This window comes from Leifsonella bigeumensis (assembly GCF_039537265.1).
Lineage (GTDB): Bacteria > Actinomycetota > Actinomycetes > Actinomycetales > Microbacteriaceae > Terrimesophilobacter > Terrimesophilobacter bigeumensis.
In genome coordinates this window covers 129,195-144,335 of record NZ_BAABAE010000003.1, presented here as the reverse complement: position 1 = coordinate 144,335, position 15,141 = coordinate 129,195, and the positions used below count along the sequence as shown (strand labels likewise).

At 68.1% G+C, this 15,141-nt stretch carries 13 protein-coding genes and 1 other RNA gene; 6 read left to right on the top strand and 8 right to left on the bottom strand.

The window, feature by feature from the left end; all coding sequences use genetic code 11:
• Window positions 1-14: 14 nt before the first annotated feature.
• From ABD678_RS05740 to pdhA, 7 genes are all read right to left on the bottom strand, one after another.
• Window positions 15-1,199, bottom strand: coding sequence for an acetate/propionate family kinase (locus ABD678_RS05740; protein ID WP_344754639.1), 1,185 nt, complete (start codon window positions 1,197-1,199; stop codon window positions 15-17).
• A complete protein-coding gene (gene pta / locus ABD678_RS05735; protein ID WP_344754637.1) occupies window positions 1,196-3,304 on the bottom strand; it encodes a phosphate acetyltransferase in 2,109 nt (702 codons plus the stop codon). Before pta ends, ABD678_RS05740 begins: the two co-directional genes overlap by 4 nt.
• Before the next feature lie 91 nt (window positions 3,305-3,395).
• Window positions 3,396-3,492, bottom strand: an RNA gene (gene ffs / locus ABD678_RS05730) — signal recognition particle sRNA small type.
• Between the two features lie 25 nt (window positions 3,493-3,517).
• On the bottom strand, window positions 3,518-4,621 hold the full coding sequence (locus ABD678_RS05725) for a tellurite resistance/C4-dicarboxylate transporter family protein (protein ID WP_344754635.1): 1,104 nt from the start codon (window positions 4,619-4,621) through the stop codon (window positions 3,518-3,520).
• A gap of 101 nt (window positions 4,622-4,722) precedes the next feature.
• Window positions 4,723-6,066 (bottom strand): dihydrolipoamide acetyltransferase family protein, encoded by a 1,344-nt coding sequence (locus ABD678_RS05720; RefSeq protein WP_344754633.1) that lies wholly within the window; start codon window positions 6,064-6,066, stop codon window positions 4,723-4,725.
• Window positions 6,067-6,075: 9 nt separating this feature from the next.
• On the bottom strand, window positions 6,076-7,068 hold the full coding sequence (locus ABD678_RS05715) for an alpha-ketoacid dehydrogenase subunit beta (RefSeq protein ID WP_344754631.1): 993 nt from the start codon (window positions 7,066-7,068) through the stop codon (window positions 6,076-6,078).
• A complete protein-coding gene (gene pdhA / locus ABD678_RS05710) occupies window positions 7,065-8,153 on the bottom strand; it encodes a pyruvate dehydrogenase (acetyl-transferring) E1 component subunit alpha (RefSeq protein WP_344754629.1) in 1,089 nt (362 codons plus the stop codon). The genes ABD678_RS05715 and pdhA overlap by 4 nt, the downstream gene beginning before the upstream one ends.
• A gap of 166 nt (window positions 8,154-8,319) precedes the next feature.
• On the opposite strand from pdhA, the gene acnA reads away from it, so the two are divergent.
• From acnA to ABD678_RS05680, 6 genes are read left to right on the top strand one after another with little or no spacing between them, the layout of a single operon-like run.
• Window positions 8,320-11,106 (top strand): aconitate hydratase AcnA, encoded by a 2,787-nt coding sequence (gene acnA / locus ABD678_RS05705; RefSeq protein ID WP_344754627.1) that lies wholly within the window; start codon window positions 8,320-8,322, stop codon window positions 11,104-11,106.
• A 20-nt stretch (window positions 11,107-11,126) separates the two neighbouring features.
• Window positions 11,127-11,780 carry a molybdenum cofactor guanylyltransferase gene (gene mobA / locus ABD678_RS05700; protein WP_344754625.1) on the top strand — a complete coding sequence of 218 codons (654 nt, stop codon included), beginning with the start codon at window positions 11,127-11,129 and terminating at the stop codon, window positions 11,778-11,780.
• A complete protein-coding gene (locus ABD678_RS05695) occupies window positions 11,773-12,036 on the top strand; it encodes a DUF6457 domain-containing protein (protein WP_344754623.1) in 264 nt (87 codons plus the stop codon). Before mobA ends, ABD678_RS05695 begins: the two co-directional genes overlap by 8 nt.
• 51 nt (window positions 12,037-12,087) lie before the next feature.
• Complete coding sequence (locus tag ABD678_RS05690) at window positions 12,088-13,248, top strand: ThiF family adenylyltransferase (protein ID WP_344754621.1); 1,161 nt, start codon at window positions 12,088-12,090, stop codon at window positions 13,246-13,248.
• 2 nt (window positions 13,249-13,250) lie between these two features.
• Window positions 13,251-13,679: a molybdenum cofactor biosynthesis protein MoaE gene (locus ABD678_RS05685; RefSeq protein ID WP_344754619.1), complete on the top strand. Its 429-nt coding sequence runs from the start codon at window positions 13,251-13,253 to the stop codon at window positions 13,677-13,679.
• Between the two features lie 22 nt (window positions 13,680-13,701).
• Complete coding sequence (locus ABD678_RS05680) at window positions 13,702-14,877, top strand: acyl-CoA dehydrogenase (RefSeq protein WP_344754617.1); 1,176 nt, start codon at window positions 13,702-13,704, stop codon at window positions 14,875-14,877.
• Between the two features lie 9 nt (window positions 14,878-14,886).
• Here the strand turns inward: ABD678_RS05680 and ABD678_RS05675 are convergent, their stop codons facing one another.
• A complete protein-coding gene (locus ABD678_RS05675) occupies window positions 14,887-15,132 on the bottom strand; it encodes a MoaD/ThiS family protein (RefSeq protein ID WP_344754614.1) in 246 nt (81 codons plus the stop codon).
• Window positions 15,133-15,141 lie beyond the last annotated feature (9 nt).

The following is a 15,141-nucleotide window of genomic DNA, read 5'->3' as shown; positions in this document are numbered from 1 at the left end:
GGGCGCCGCTGACCCTACGCCGGGCTGTCCCCAGCCCGCTGTCCGGTGACGAGCGCGAGCGCCTGCCGCGCGATCTCCAGTTCCTCGTTCGTGGGAATCACGAGCACGTCGATCGCCGATCCGTCGGTCGAGATCGTGCGCGCGTCACGAGAGTCCGACTCGTTTCGCGTGGTGTCGACCCGGATGCCGAAGCTCTCCAGCCCCGCGAGCGCGGCCGCCCGCACGGCGGCGTTGTTCTCGCCGACGCCGGCCGTGAAGACGATCGCATCCGCCCGCCCGAGCTGCGCCAGGTACGCGCCCAGGTAGCCCCGGATGCGGTGCAGGTACACCTCGAGGGCGAGCGCCGCGCGAGCGTCGCCGGCTGCGGCCGCCTTCTGCACATCCCGGATGTCGCCGAAACCGCCGAGCCCCAGCAGCCCGCTCTGATGATTGAGGAGCTCGTCGATCGCATCCGCGGTCAGACCGCCCTCGCGCTGCAAGTGGATGATCGCACCCGGGTCGATGTCGCCGCCGCGCGTGCCCATCATGAGCCCCTCGAGCGGCGTCAGACCCATCGACGTCTCGACCGACCGGCCGCCGTCGACCGCGGTCACCGACGCGCCATTGCCGAGGTGGAACACGATGAGCTTGAGGTCGGCGGACGGCCGCCCGAGGAAGCGCGCGGCCTCGCCGGAGATGTACTCGAATGAGATGCCGTGGAATCCGAAACGCCGGATGCCATACTGCTCCGCGAGGTCGGCGTCGATCGCGTAGGTGCGGGCGACCGGCGGGAGCGTCCGATGGAAGGCGGTGTCGAACACGGCGACCTGCGGCACACCCGGGAAGGTGGCCTCCGCCGCGACGATGCCGGCGAGGTTCGGCGGGTTGTGCAGTGGAGCGAGCACTGCGAGCTCATCGATCTCCCGCTTGACCTCGTCGGTCACGATCGTCGGCTCGACGAACCGTTCGCCGCCGTGCACCACCCGGTGCCCGACTGCGGCAAGAGGTTCGTCGAGGTCGATGCCCTGCTCTCGCAGCCCCTCGAGCATGATTTGGAATGCAGCGGTGTGATCCGGGACAGGATTGCGGGAGTCGTCGGCGAGGGAGGCTTCACCGATGCGCTCGACGAGGCCCGACGCCAGCACCCGTTCGCCGTCGAGCTCGATGAGCTGGTACTTGAGCGATGAGGAGCCCGAGTTGACGACCAGAACGCGGCTCATGCGCGCGCGGCCTGCGCCTGGATGGCCGTGATCGCGACCGTGTTGACGATGTCCTGCACCGTCGCCCCGCGTGAGAGGTCGTTGACCGGCAGACGCAGCCCCTGCATGACCGGTCCGATCGCGACGGCACCGGCACTGCGCTGCACCGCCTTGTAGGTGTTGTTGCCCGTGTTGAGGTCGGGGAAGATGAACACCGTCGCGCGCCCGGCCACCTCGGACTCGGGCAGCTTCGCCCGTGCGACCGCCGCATCCGCCGCCGCGTCGTACTGGATCGGCCCGTCGACGGGGATGCCGGCCAGCCGCTCGCGCACCATGGCGGTCGCCTCGCGGACCTTGTCGACATCCGCCCCCGTCCCTGACTCGCCGGTCGAGTAGGAGAGCATCGCGATGCGCGGTTCGATACCGAACTGCTGCGCGGTCTCGGAGGCGGAGACGGCGATGTCGGCGAGCTGCTCGGCGGTCGGGTCGGGGATGACCGCGCAGTCGCCGTAGACGAGCACGCGATCGGCGAGCGCCATGAGGAACACGCTCGAGACGATCGAGACCCCCTCCTTCGTCTTGATGATCTCGAACGCGGGGCGCACCGTCTGCGCCGTCGTGTGCGCGGCGCCGGAGACCATGCCGTCGGCCAGCCCGAGCTGCACCATGAGAGTCCCGAAGTAGGAGGGGTCGGTGACGGTGTCGCGCGCCCGATCGAGGGTGACGCCCTTGTGCGCTCGCAGCCGGTGATATTCCTCCGAGAACTTCAGCCGCAGCACGTCGTCGAAGGAGCTGAGCACGGCCGCCTTCTGGATGTCGAGGCCGAGCCCGATCGCGCGGGAACGCACCTCGATCTCCTCGCCGAGGATCGTGAGGTCGGCGATGCCACGACTCAGCACGGTCGCGGCGGCGCGCAGGATGCGGTCGTCCTCGCCCTCCGGCAGCACGATGTGGCGACGGTCGGTGCGCGCGCGCTCGATGAGCCCGTACTCGAACATGAGCGGGGTGACGACGGGGGTGCGTTCGAGGTCGAGCAGGCCGAGCAGCTCGTCGGCGTCGACGTTCTCCTCGAACATGGAGCGTGCAGTGTCGAGCTTGCGCTGCGAGTCGGCGGCCAGGCGCGGCCGGATGCGCGTGATGCGCACCGCCGTGTCGTAGCTGCCGAGCTCGGTGCGGATGATCGGCAACGTCGAGCGGATGCCCTCGATGAGCCGCTCGATCGGCTCTGGCAACTCGAACCCGCCATTGAGCACGATGCCCGCGACGGAGGGGAATGTGCCGGACTCGTTGGCCATGAGCACCGCGAGCAGCACCTCGGTACGGTCGGCGGGGACCACGACGACGGAACCCTCGATGAGTCTCGGCAACACGTTGTTCATGCCCATGGCGGCGACGACGACGCCGAGGGCCTCCCGGCTCAGGAGTTCCGGGTCACCCTTCAGCAGCGTGCCCGCGGTGGCCTCCATGATGGACCGCATGGTGGGGGCGACGAGCACCGGATTCTCGGGGACCACCCAGACCGGCACGCCGGCACCGTTCTGGCCGGCGGGCACGACGCTGCCGATGGCGGCCCGGATGTCGTCCGCGTTGCCCGGGTCGCTCCGGTTCGCGATGACGGCGAGCAGCGTCGCGTGCTCGTGATGCAGTTCGGCGACCGTGACCTCGGCGAGCTGGCGCAGGGCATCCGGGGTTCGCGCCTCGGCGTGTTCGCCGACGCGTCCGCCGAGCACGAGCACGACGGGCGCACCGAGGTTCGCGGCGATGCGCGCGTTGTAGCCGAGCTCGGTCGGAGTTCCGACATCCGTGTAGTCGGAGCCGAGGATGACGACCGCGTCGCACAGCGCCTCGACGGCCTTGAACCGTTCGACGATCGTGGCGAGGGCGGCATCCGGATCGTTGTGGACGTCTTCGTAGCCGACACCGACGCACAGGTCGTAGTCGAGGTCGACCCCGTCGTGCTCGAGCATGAGTTCGAGCACGTAGTCGCGTTCGGCACTCGAGCGCGCCACCGGCCGGAACACCCCGACTCGCTCGATCGACCGGGTGAGGGTGTCGAGCACTCCGAGTGCGATCGTCGACTTGCCGGTGTTGCCCTCGGCCGAGGTGATGTAGATGGAGCGAGCCACGCTTCCAGCCTACGTGCCGCGCCCCGTGAACCATCGCGGAAGTCCGCCGAGCGAAGCGAGGTATCGGGCGCGTGAAGCGCTTGCCCGAAAATGTAACGACTCCCCGCGCACCCGCCAGAGCCCGGTTACCCTTGCTACGTTTCCGTCCTGGGGGAGTTGGCCTGGATGGCGCCACACGGGGAGCCGTCACCAGTCTAACCGGGACGCGCCTCGCTAGCGATGCTGCGCGATTCTCTCGGTCGTCGTCGCACCTGGGATCTCCCTGCGGGAGGCCGATTTCAGCATGAGGACAGTCACCGCGACCCACATCACTCCGGCGATCCAGGTGCAGATGATCCCCAGGTCGTGCACGATCGGCAGGCCGAGAAGTCGTCCCAGGTGGATGCTCGCGACCGAGAACATCCCGAGCGGGAAGACCATGCTCCACAGCTCGGACTCGTACTGCACCGGGTAGCGCTTCACCGCGTGGCGCCAGAGCCCGAAGATGACGAGCAGCGGAATCCACCAGACACCGAAAGCCCAGAGCATGAAGGTGAACCCCGACACGAAGTCGTGCGTGGCTTTGATGATCGGCAGGTCCGCGAGCAGGCTCAGGATCGACCAGCCCGAGTACACCGTGATCGCCGTCGCCCCCATGTACACCCAGTAGGTCGGCCGGATGCCGAACGCATCCTGTGTCGTCGTCATGAGGCGCAGCGTGATGATCACGGTGAGAACGATGTAGAGCACGACACCGATACTCCACATCGCGACCGCGATGACACCGAGGATGTTGATCTCCAGCCCATGGTCGATGATGCCGGTCACGACCGAGATCGACTGTGTCGCGACCACCCAGATGAACCAGCTGCCGTTCGCCTTGAGCGCCGGGGCGCCATCCTGCGGACCCAGCATCATCGCCGCGGCGATGCCGTAGGTCAGGACGAGCCAGAACGGAACGCTGATGCACAGGAGAACGATCGTCACCGCCGGCTCGATCGAGAAGAAGAGCGCGCCGACGACGTTGAGGGCAGCGACGATCGTCGCGAATCCGAACGCGATCGCCGGGTTGCGGGCGTCGGCGTAGACAAGGTCCCAATGGCGCACCACCCGCCACACCAGCGCGCCCAGGAGCGCGGCGAGACTCACCACGGCGATGACGAGCAGAACGATGGTGATGGCGTCCTGACCGACCAGCGAGAACGCTGCCCCGACGATACCGGTCGCCATCACGAAGGCGAAGGCCCCGGGAGGCAGCTTGCGAACCGCTGTTCCGAGCCGGCTTCGGCCGGCCATGAGGTTGCTTTGTTTCGCGTCGGTCATCCTCGCCGTTGCCATGTTCGTAGGCTACGCGGGCACGCGCGACGGTGTCACTGCCGAACCCGGTGAAAAATACCACCGCCGGCTTAACGAGATCCGCCAGGGCTGCTCGCTGCCGGCTAGAGGAGCATCCGCAAGGGCTGCTCGAGGATGCCGACGAGGTCGCGCAGGAAGCCCGCCGCGATCGCACCGTCCATGACGCGGTGGTCGACGGTCAGGGTGATCCTGAGCTTCGGCACATCGACGAGCACGCCGTCGCGCAGCACCGGCACCGGGCTGGCCGCACCGACCGCGAGGATCGCGGCCTCCGGCGGGTTGATGACTGCCGTGAACTGGTCGATGCCGAACATGCCGAGGTTCGAGACGCTGAAGGTCCCGCCGGTCATCTCATCGAGGGAGAGCTTGCCATCGCGCGCCTTCTCGGCGAGAGCAACGGTCTCGGTGGAGATCTGCCCGAGGGTCTTGCGGTCGGCGTCCCGGATGACCGGCACGAGCAGTCCGGCATCCGTCGCGACAGCGATCCCGACGTTGACCCGGGCATGCCGCACGACCGCCTGGCCCTCGGCATCGTCGACCCAGGACGCGTTCGCCTCCGGATGCTGCCGCAGCGCGACCGCGACCGCCCGCACGATCACGTCGTTGACGCTCGCCTTGAGATTCTGGGCAGCGAGCGCCTCGTTCACCTGGCCGCGGAACGCGAGCAGCTTCTCGACATCCACGACGCTCGTGAGGAAGAAGTGCGGTACCGCCTGACTCTGGGTGAGCCGTTTCGCCGCCACCGACCGGAGGCGGTTGGCCGGGATGCGCTCGTCCTCGCGGTGCTGGTCGGTACCGGGCGTGGGAGTTGAGGCTGGGGCCGCCGCTGCACCCGACGACGTCGCCGGTGCTGCCGGGGTCGCCATGCCGGTACCCGCTGCGATGGCGGCCTCGACATCCGCGCGGACGATGCGGCCCTGCGTACCGGAGCCGGTGAGGGCCGCGAGGTCGATGCCGTGTTCTTTCGCGATCTTGCGGGCGAGGGGGGAGGTTCTGGGCTTGCCGACCGCTGGGGTCGACGGCTCAACCACAGGCTTCCCGGACGGAGCCTGCCGAGATCCGGTCTCGACAGGCTCGACCGGAGAAGACGTCGGCTCGACCGGAGAAGACGTCGGCTCGACCGGGCCAGTGTCCTGCTGTTCGGCGGGCGTTTCGGCGGCCGGTGCGGGAGCGGGCTTCGCCGCCGAACCGCTCCCATCGCCGATGACCGCGACGGGCGTTCCGATCGGAACGACCGACCCGGCCTCCACGAGCTGCTGCTCGAGCACACCGGCCTCGAACGCTTCGAGGTCCATGGTCGCCTTGTCGGTCTCGATCTCGGCGAGGACATCGCCCTTCGCGACCGGGTCCCCGACGTTCTTGAGCCACTTCGAGAGCTCGCCCTCCTCCATGGTGTCGGACAAGCGGGGCATCACAACCTCAGACATGGCAGCCTCCTACTTCCGGTATCCGCTCGCCGCGAGCGTCTCGTGGATGACCTTCGTGAGCGCCGCAGCATCCGGCATCGCTGCGAGTTCGAGCGGCTTCGCGTATGGCAGGGGGACCTCGGCTGCGGCGACCCGGCGTACGGGAGCGTCGAGCCAGTCGAAGACCGCCTCGCCGATCGTCGCCGAGATCTCGGCGCCGATGCCGTAGCTCAGCATGTCGTCCTCGAAGATGACCGCGCGACTCGTCTTCTTCACGGATTCGCAGAACGTCTCCCGGTCGAGCGGGCGCAGGCTTCTCAGGTCAACGACCTCAATGGAGATCCCCTCCCCCGCCAGCTGCTCTGCGACTTCGAGGGCCGTCACGACACCGCGCGAGTAGCTCACGACGGTGAGGTCGGTGCCCTCCCTCGCGATGGCGGCACGGCCGATCTCGGCGACCTGCTCGCCATCCGGAACCTCGCCCTTGGTGTTGTAGAGGGCCAGGTTCTCCAGGAACAGCACCGGGTCATCGTCCCGGATCGCCGCCGTGAGCAGAGCCTTCGCGTCGGCCGGGTTCGAGGGGGCGACGACCTTGAGCCCGGGGATGTGCGCGTACCAGACCTCGAGGTTCTGCGAGTGCGTCGCGGCGAGCTGCTGCCCACCACCACCGGGGGTGCGGATGACCATGGGCACCTTCACGCGTCCGCCGAACATCCCGTACATCTTGGCCGCGTGGTTGACGATCTGGTCGATCGCGATGAGCGAGAAGTTGAGCGTCATGATCTCGACGACGGGCCGCAGGCCCAGCATGGCCGACCCGATCGCGACCCCGGTGAACCCCTCCTCCGAGATGGGGGTGTCGACGACGCGCTTCGGCCCGAACTCCTTCAGCAGCCCCGCGGTGATCTTGTACGAGCCCTCGAAGACGCCGATCTCCTCGCCGATGAGATACACGTTCTCGTCCCGGGTGAGCTCTGCGCGCAAGGTGTCGTTGAGCGCCTGGCGGTACGTCAGCTCGGTCATGACACCACCGACCCCACGGCCGTGACCGGATCGCCGGGGTACGCCCTGGACTCGTTCGCCACCGGCGTCGCATACACAGCGTCGAACAGCTCGGAGGGCGACGGATCCGGACTCGCGTCGGCGAACTCCACGGCATCCGTCACCCGCTTCTCGATCGCGTCGTGGATGCCGTCGGCAGCCTTCTCGTCGAGCGCGCCCGACTTCAGCAGCCGATTGCGAAAGGCCGGCACCGGATCGTTGGCCTGCGCCTCCTCGTTGTCCTCCTTCGAGCGGTAGCGCGCGGGGTCGACGACCGAGTGCCCCTTGAGGCGGAAGCTCATGGTCTCGAGGATGCTCGGCTGCCGGTCGGCGCGCGCCTTCTCGAGGGCGGCGATCGCCGCATCCCGCACAGCGACGGGATCGTCACCGTCGACGCGGACGCCGGGGATGCGGTAGGCGGAGCCGCGCTTGTAGAGGTCGGGCTCCGCGGAAGCCAGCTCGACCGGGGTGCCCATCCCGAGCCGGTTGTTGACGATGACGTAGACGATGGGGAGCTTCCAGAGGCCGGCCAGGTTGAGCGACTCGTGGAACGCGCCGATGTTGGTCGTCGCGTCACCCATGAGGCACATGACCGCTTCGGCCTTCTTGCCCGCCTTGCTGCGGTAGTCGATCGCGAATGCGGCGCCCGTCGCCGGGGGGATCTGACCGCCCACGATTCCGTAGCCCCCGAGCATCCGCAGGTCGGCATCGAACATGTGCATCGAACCGCCGCGGCCGCCGACGACGCCCGCCGTCTTGCCGAAGAGCTCGGCCATGACCGCGCCGGGGTCCATGCCGCGCACGATCGCGTAGCCGTGGTCGCGGTAGGTCGTGAACAGGTAGTCGGTGGCGCGGAGGGCCGCCATGAGGCCGACGACCGTGGCCTCCTCACCGAGATTGAGGTGGCAGTACCCGCCGATCTTCGCCCGCGCATACATCTCGCTCGCACGGAGCTCGAACTCGCGCACGAGAACCATCTGCTCGTAGTATCCGCGAAGCACGTCGGCGGAGTCGCCGTTCTGCTTCGCGGTCTTTCTGGCACCTGCCGGACGTCGTGTGTCCGCCATTCGGGCCTCGCTTTCGATAGACCGCTCACTTCCAGCCTATTACTCGGACGTCCGAGCTGTTCACGGCGGTGCTCGCGTTGACACCCCCCGAGGAACAGCGGACTATGGGAGGAGGATCACCGCCGAAGGTGAGAGCATCTCCGGCGGTCGGGCGGAGGAGTGAGTCATGAACAGTTTCGGCGCGCGTGCGGATTTGACGGTCGGCGACACGACCTACGAGATCTTCCGACTGGATGCCGTCCCGGGCTACGAGCGGCTCCCCTACAGCCTCAAGGTGCTCCTGGAGAACCTGCTGCGCAACGAGGACGGCACCCTCGTGACGGCCGACCAGGTTCGAGCCGTCGCCGAGTGGGATCCGGCCGCCGAGCACGGTGCCGAGATCCAGTACACCCCGGCGCGCGTGCTGCTGCAGGACTTCACCGGAGTCCCCTGCGTCGTCGATCTCGTCGCGATGCGGGATGCCATGGCCGCCTTCGACGGCGACCCGCAGAAGATCAACCCGCTCATCCCCTCCGAGCTCGTGATCGACCACTCGGTCATCGCCGACGCGTTCGGCACCCCGAAGGCGTTCCGGATCAACGCCGACCTCGAGTTCCAGCGCAACCAGGAGCGCTACCAGCTGCTGCGCTGGGCGCAGCAGGCCTTCGACGACTTCCTCGTCGTGCCGCCGGACACCGGTATCTGCCACCAGGTGAACCTCGAGTACCTCTCCCGGGTCGTCTTCACGCGACAGCGCGGAGGCACGAACCAGGCCTACTGCGACACCCTCGTCGGCACCGACTCCCACACTCCTATGGTCAACGGTCTCGGCGTGCTCGGCTGGGGCGTCGGCGGCATCGAGGCCGAGGCGGCGATGCTCGGCCAGCCGATGAGCATGCTCGTCCCGCCGGTCGTGGGCGTCAAGCTCACCGGCTCATTGACCGAGGGGACCACGGCGACCGACCTCGTGCTCACCGTCGCCGAGCTGCTGCGCAAGACCGGGGTGGTCGGCAAGTTCGTCGAGTTCTTCGGCCCGGGTGTGGCCGCGATCCCGCTCGCGAACCGCGCGACCCTGGGCAACATGAGCCCGGAGTACGGCTCGACCTGCGCGATCTTCCCGATCGACGACGAGACGCTCGCCTACCTCCGCCTCACCGGTCGCCCGGAGGAACAGGTCGCCCTCGTCGAGGCCTACGCGAAGGAGCAGGGCCTCTGGCACGATCCGAGCCGCGAGGCCGACTACTCGCTCGTGCTCGAACTCGACCTCGCGAGTGTTGAAGCATCCATCGCCGGCCCCAAGCGGCCGCAGGACCGCATCCCGCTGCGCAAGGCCCGCAAGGTCGTGAGCGCCATCCTCACCGAAGGGTCGAAGGCGCCGGAGGAGCTCGTCGGCCTGGATGAGGCGAGCGCCGAGTCCTTCCCGGCGAGCGACCCCATCGCGCTCGGCGATGTGAGCCGCAGTGCGCTTCCGGTCGACCGGACGGTCAAGCAGAAGGAGGTCCCCTGGCTCTCCGACCCGATCACGGTCACCGTGGGCGACAGCGAGACGACGATCGACAACGGCCACGTGGTCATCGCGGCGATCACCTCCTGTACGAACACCTCGAACCCCGAGGTCATGATCGGCGCCGGCCTCATGGCGAAGAAGGCGGTCGAGCTCGGCCTCAGCTCCAAGCCCTGGGTCAAGACCTCGCTCGCGCCGGGCTCCCGCGTCGTCACCGACTACTACGAGAAGGCCGGGCTCACCCCCTACCTCAACCAGCTCGGCTTCGACCTCGTCGGATACGGCTGCACGACCTGCATCGGCAACTCGGGGCCGCTCATACCGGAGATCCAGACGGCGGTCGACGACCATCATCTCAACGTGTCTGCGGTGCTCTCCGGTAACCGCAACTTCGAGGGTCGCATCCACCCTCAGACGCAGATGAACTTCCTGGCCTCCCCGCCGCTCGTGATCGCCTACGCTCTCGCCGGGACGATGAACACCGACCTGCAGACCGACTCCCTCGGGGTCGGCAAGGACGGCCAGGACGTCTACCTGCGCGACATCTGGCCGAGCGTCGAGGAGGTGCAGGCGGTCGTCGGCCAGGTCGTCGAGGCGGACATGTTCTCGAAGGGCTACGCGAACGTCTTCGACGGCGACCACAACTGGCAGGGACTCGAGATCCCGGATGCCGACATGTTCGCCTGGGACAACACCTCCACCTACGTGCGGCAGCCCCCGTACTTCGAGGGCATGCCGCGGGAGCCTGAAGCCCTGCGCGACATCCGGGACGCCCGCGTGCTCGCGCTGCTCGGCGACTCCGTCACGACCGACCACATCTCCCCGGCCGGGAGCATCAAGCGCGATTCGCCGGCGGGGGTGTGGCTGCAGGAGCAGGGCGTGATCCCGAAGGACTTCAACTCGTACGGCTCGAGGCGCGGCAACCACGAGGTCATGATCCGCGGAACGTTCGCGAACATCCGACTGCGCAACCAACTCGTTCCGGGCGTTGAGGGCGGATTCACGCGGCACTTCCCCGACGGGGAGCAGACGACCATCTTCGACGCTTCACGGCGGTACCTCGATGACGGTGTCCCGCTGCTCGTGATCGCGGGCGCCGAGTACGGATCGGGCTCCTCCCGCGACTGGGCGGCGAAGGGCACGCTCCTGCTCGGGGTCAAGGCGGTGCTCGCCACGAGCTTCGAGCGCATCCACCGGTCGAACCTCATCGGGATGGGGGTGCTGCCACTGCAGTTCCTGCCCGGTGACACTGCCGAGAGCCTCGGCCTCACGGGCGAGGAGACCTACTCGATCTCGGGCCTCGACGGGGCATCCGCTGCGCCGGCCAGAGTGACCGTGACGGTCACGCCGGATGACGGGGCTGCGCGCGACTTCGAGGCGGCCGTGCGCATCGACACCCCCGCGGAGGCGGAGTACTACCGGCACGGCGGCATCCTGCAATACGTGCTGCGGCAGCTGCTGGCGGCCTGACTCGGCCGTAGGGTTGGGCCGTGCTGATCGACGCGATCGTCCTGACCGGAGGACGTTCGGCGCGGCTGGACTCCATCCCCAAGTCGGAGTTCACCGTGGACGGCGTCACGCTGCTGGAGCGCACCCTGGCCGCGGTTGACGGCGCCCGCCGCATCGTGGTCGTCGGTCCGCAACCCGCCCGAGCGATTCCGGATGCCGTGCTGCTGGTGAGGGAGAGTCCGCCGTTCTCGGGCCCCGTCGCGGGGATCGCCGCTGGCCTGGATGCGCTCGACGGGGCATCCGCGACACCGAGTGAAGCGATACTCCTACTCGCGTGCGACATGCCGCGGGTCGACGGTGCGATCGCAGCGTTGGAGCAGGCGCTCGCCGCGCATCCCCAGGCCGACGGGGCGATCGCCGTCGACGCCGACGGCCGTGAGCAGCCTCTGGCTGCGTGCTATCGAACCGAGGCCATCGTCGAGGCCGTCGCTCGACACCGGGCCGAGGGCCTGCTCGACTCGCTGCGCGTGTTCCGTCTCATCGAGGATCTCGCGCTCGTGCCCGTGGCGGTGCCGGCGGGCACGACATCCGATGTCGACTCCTGGGCCGACGCGGCGCGACTCAGCGCGCTGCCACCGCCAACTACCCCCGAACCGCTCTACTCCACCGCCGACGAAGGGACATCCCATGAATGACGACGAACGCACCGCCCTCGCGGACTGGGCGAGCAGGCTCGCCGAAGCGCTCGAGCTGCAGGAGCTCGAGCTCGACATCGACCGTGTGCTCGAGCTCGCAGGGGACGCCGCCCGCGCCGTCGTGCGCCCCGCAGCTCCTGTCACCACGTTCCTCGCAGGCTATGCCGCAGGACGTTCGGCCGGGAACGGGAGCGACCCCGCCGTGGCGGTCTCGGAGGCGATCGCCACGGCGACGAGGCTCGCCGCCGCCGAATAGAATGGTGTGAACCTGTCGGCGAACGGCTGCCGACGCATCAGGGAGGCCAGCGTGAGTTCACCGGGCGCCCTCGTCGAGCCCGGTGCTCCCCTCGCACCGGAGAGACTCGCGCGCTACAGCCGTCAACTCGCGCTGCCGGGGTTCGACGAGGTGGCCCAGCGCAGGCTCGCGAACGCCCGGGTCCTCGTCATCGGCGCGGGAGGTCTGGGCAGCGCGACCGTCCCCTACCTCGCGTCGGCGGGCGTCGGCACGATCGGCATCGTCGACACGGATGTCGTCGAACTGTCGAACCTGCACCGCCAGATCTCCCACGGCGTCTCCGACATCGGGCGGAGCAAGCTGGACTCGATCTCCGACACGGTGGCCGGGATCGATCCTTCGACCGTCATCATCCGGCACGACGTGCGCGTGGATTCCGGCAACATCCTGGACATCCTCGCCGACTACGACGTGCTGCTCGACGGCAGCGACAACTTTCCGACCCGCTACCTCGCCAACGATGCCGCAGCGATCACGGGTAAGCCGCTCGTGTGGGGCGCCATCCTGCAGTACCACGGCCAGGTCGGCGTCGCGTGGGCAGGGCAGGGGCCCACCTACCGGGACCTGTTCCCCACGCCGCCCATCCCCGGCACGATCCCCTCCTGCTCGGAGGGCGGGGTGCTGCCGAGCGTCTGCGCGGTCATCGGGGCCATCATGGGCGCGGAGACGATCAAGATCATCACGGGGATCGGGCAACCGCTGCTCGGTACGGTCACGACCTACGATGCGCTCACCGGGCGGTTCAGGGACATCGACTTCGCCGCTGACCCTGAGTCGCCGCCGATCACCGAGCTCATCGACTACGAGGCGTTCTGCGGGGTCGCGACGACGGCGACTCACGACGAGGAGGCGGAGGGCGACGAGGTCGATGCGCGGCAGCTCGCGAGGATCCTGGAGCGCGGCGAACCGGTGCAGCTCATCGACATCCGCGAACCCTACGAGAGGGCGATCGTGACGATCGAACCGTCCGAGTTCATTCCGCTCGGCACCCTGACCCGCCGAATCGACGAGGTCCGGCGTGACATCCCCGTCGTCCTGTACTGCCATTCCGGGGTTCGGTCGGCGAGAGCACTCGCCTTCCTGCGCGACTCCGGATTCGACAACGTCCGCCACCTGGCGGGCGGAATCGACTCCTACTCCGCCACCGTTGAGCCCGCCCTGGTCCGGTACTGAGCATGCCATCGAGCATCGGGCCGCGCCCCTTCGCCGTCATCACCGGTGAGGAGATCAGCGTGCGCACCGTTCAGGGGTCGGTCGAGTCCCCGCGAAGCGGTGCCGTCGTACTCTTCCACGGTGTGGTGAGGAACCATGACGACGGCCACGACATCCTCTCCCTCGACTATCAGGCGCACCCGGATGCCGAACGTATCCTCGCAGAATGCTGCGCATCCGTCGCGGACGAGACCGGCCTCGCCGTCGCCGCAGCGCATCGGATCGGGCACCTCGAGATCGGCGATGTCGCCCTCGTGGCGGCCGCCTCCGCTGCACACCGCCGAGAGGCGTTCGACGCGTGCGAGCTTCTCGTTGAGCGCATCAAGTCGACGGTACCGATCTGGAAGCGCCAGTACTTCACGGACGGCCGATCGGAATGGGTCGGCCTGTGACCCGGTAGTGCAAACTTGACCCATGGCACACGGCTTCGACTGGAAAGACCCGCTTCACCTCGACGAGCAGCTCACCGACGACGAGCGGATGATCCGCGACGCGGCGGCAAAGTACGCGCAGGACAAGCTCGCCCCGAGGGTGCTGGATGCGTTCCGCAACGAGCACACCGACCCTGGAATCTTCCGTGAGATGGGAGAGCTCGGACTGCTCGGTGCGACGATTCCGGAGGAGTTCGGCGGCAGCGGTCTCAACTATGTCAGCTACGGACTGATCGCCCGCGAGGTCGAACGGGTGGACTCCGGGTTCCGCTCGATGATGAGCGTTCAGTCCTCGCTCGTCATGGTGCCAGTTCTCGAGTTCGGCACCGACGAACTGCGACGGAAATACCTTCCGGGGCTCGCCGGCGGTGAGCTCATCGGCTGCTTCGGACTCACCGAACCGGACCACGGTTCCGACCCGGGCGGCATGGTCACGCGAGCCCGTGCTGTGGACGGCGGATATCGCATCTCCGGCGCGAAGACCTGGATCACGAACAGCCCCATCGCCGACGTGTTCGTGGTGTGGGCGAAGGACGACGCCGGCGACATCCGCGGGTTCGTGCTCGAGAAGGGCTGGGAAGGGTTGAGCACCCCCGCCATCCACGGCAAGGTGGGCCTGCGCACGTCGATCACCGGTGAGATCGTCCTGGATGACGTGTTCTGCCCCGAGGAGAACGCCTTTGCCGACATCCGTGGCCTCAAGGGACCGTTCACGTGCCTCAACTCGGCCCGGTACGGCATCTCCTGGGGTGCGCTCGGCGCGGCGGAGGACTGCTGGCACACCGCGAGGCAGTACGTGCTGGACCGGAAGCAGTTCGGCCGCCCGCTCGCCGCGAACCAGCTCATCCAGAAGAAGCTCGCCGACATGCAGACCGAGATCGCCCTCGCGCTGCAGGGCTGCCTCCGCCTCGGACGCATGAAGGACGACGGTACGGCGACCCCCGAGATCACTTCGATCATGAAGCGCAACAGCGCAGGCAAATCGCTCGACATCGCGCGCCAGGCTCGCGACATGCTGGGCGGCAACGGGATCAGCGACGAGTTCGGGATCGCGCGGCACCTCGTGAACCTCGAGGTCGTCAACACCTACGAGGGCACCCACGACGTGCACGCGCTCATTCTGGGCCGGGCACAGACGGGGATCGCCGCGTTCTCCTAAGGCAGGGCGTCAGCCGCCGGCGAAGGGCGGGAGCACATCCACTCGCTCGCCCACCGGAACCGCGTCGTCCTTGCGCACGACACCGTTCAGCAGAAAGGAACCGGATTCCACGACGCGGCGCATGAGGTCCCCGTATCGTTCGACGAGGAGCGCCTTGAGCGAGCCCAGCGTCGCGCCGTCCTCGAGCACGAGCTGTTCCTCCTCGCACTGCGCAGCATCCGCCGCCGCAGCGAAGTATCTGACCGCAACGATCACGCCGGTACC

Bases quoted from the DNA above. Each gene is read 5' to 3' on its own strand.
- ABD678_RS05740 (WP_344754639.1), bottom strand. From the start codon at position 1,199: ATGAGCCGCGTTCTGGTCGTCAACTCGGGCTCCTCATCGCTCAAGTAC.
- ABD678_RS05725 (WP_344754635.1), bottom strand. From the start codon at position 4,621: ATGGCAACGGCGAGGATGACCGACGCGAAACAAAGCAACCTCATGGCC.
- ABD678_RS05720 (WP_344754633.1), bottom strand. From the start codon at position 6,066: ATGTCTGAGGTTGTGATGCCCCGCTTGTCCGACACCATGGAGGAGGGC.
- ABD678_RS05715 (WP_344754631.1), bottom strand. From the start codon at position 7,068: ATGACCGAGCTGACGTACCGCCAGGCGCTCAACGACACCTTGCGCGCA.
- pdhA (WP_344754629.1), bottom strand. From the start codon at position 8,153: ATGGCGGACACACGACGTCCGGCAGGTGCCAGAAAGACCGCGAAGCAG.
- acnA (WP_344754627.1), top strand. From the start codon at position 8,320: ATGAACAGTTTCGGCGCGCGTGCGGATTTGACGGTCGGCGACACGACC.
- ABD678_RS05695 (WP_344754623.1), top strand. From the start codon at position 11,773: ATGAATGACGACGAACGCACCGCCCTCGCGGACTGGGCGAGCAGGCTC.
- ABD678_RS05685 (WP_344754619.1), top strand. From the start codon at position 13,251: ATGCCATCGAGCATCGGGCCGCGCCCCTTCGCCGTCATCACCGGTGAG.
- ABD678_RS05680 (WP_344754617.1), top strand. From the start codon at position 13,702: ATGGCACACGGCTTCGACTGGAAAGACCCGCTTCACCTCGACGAGCAG.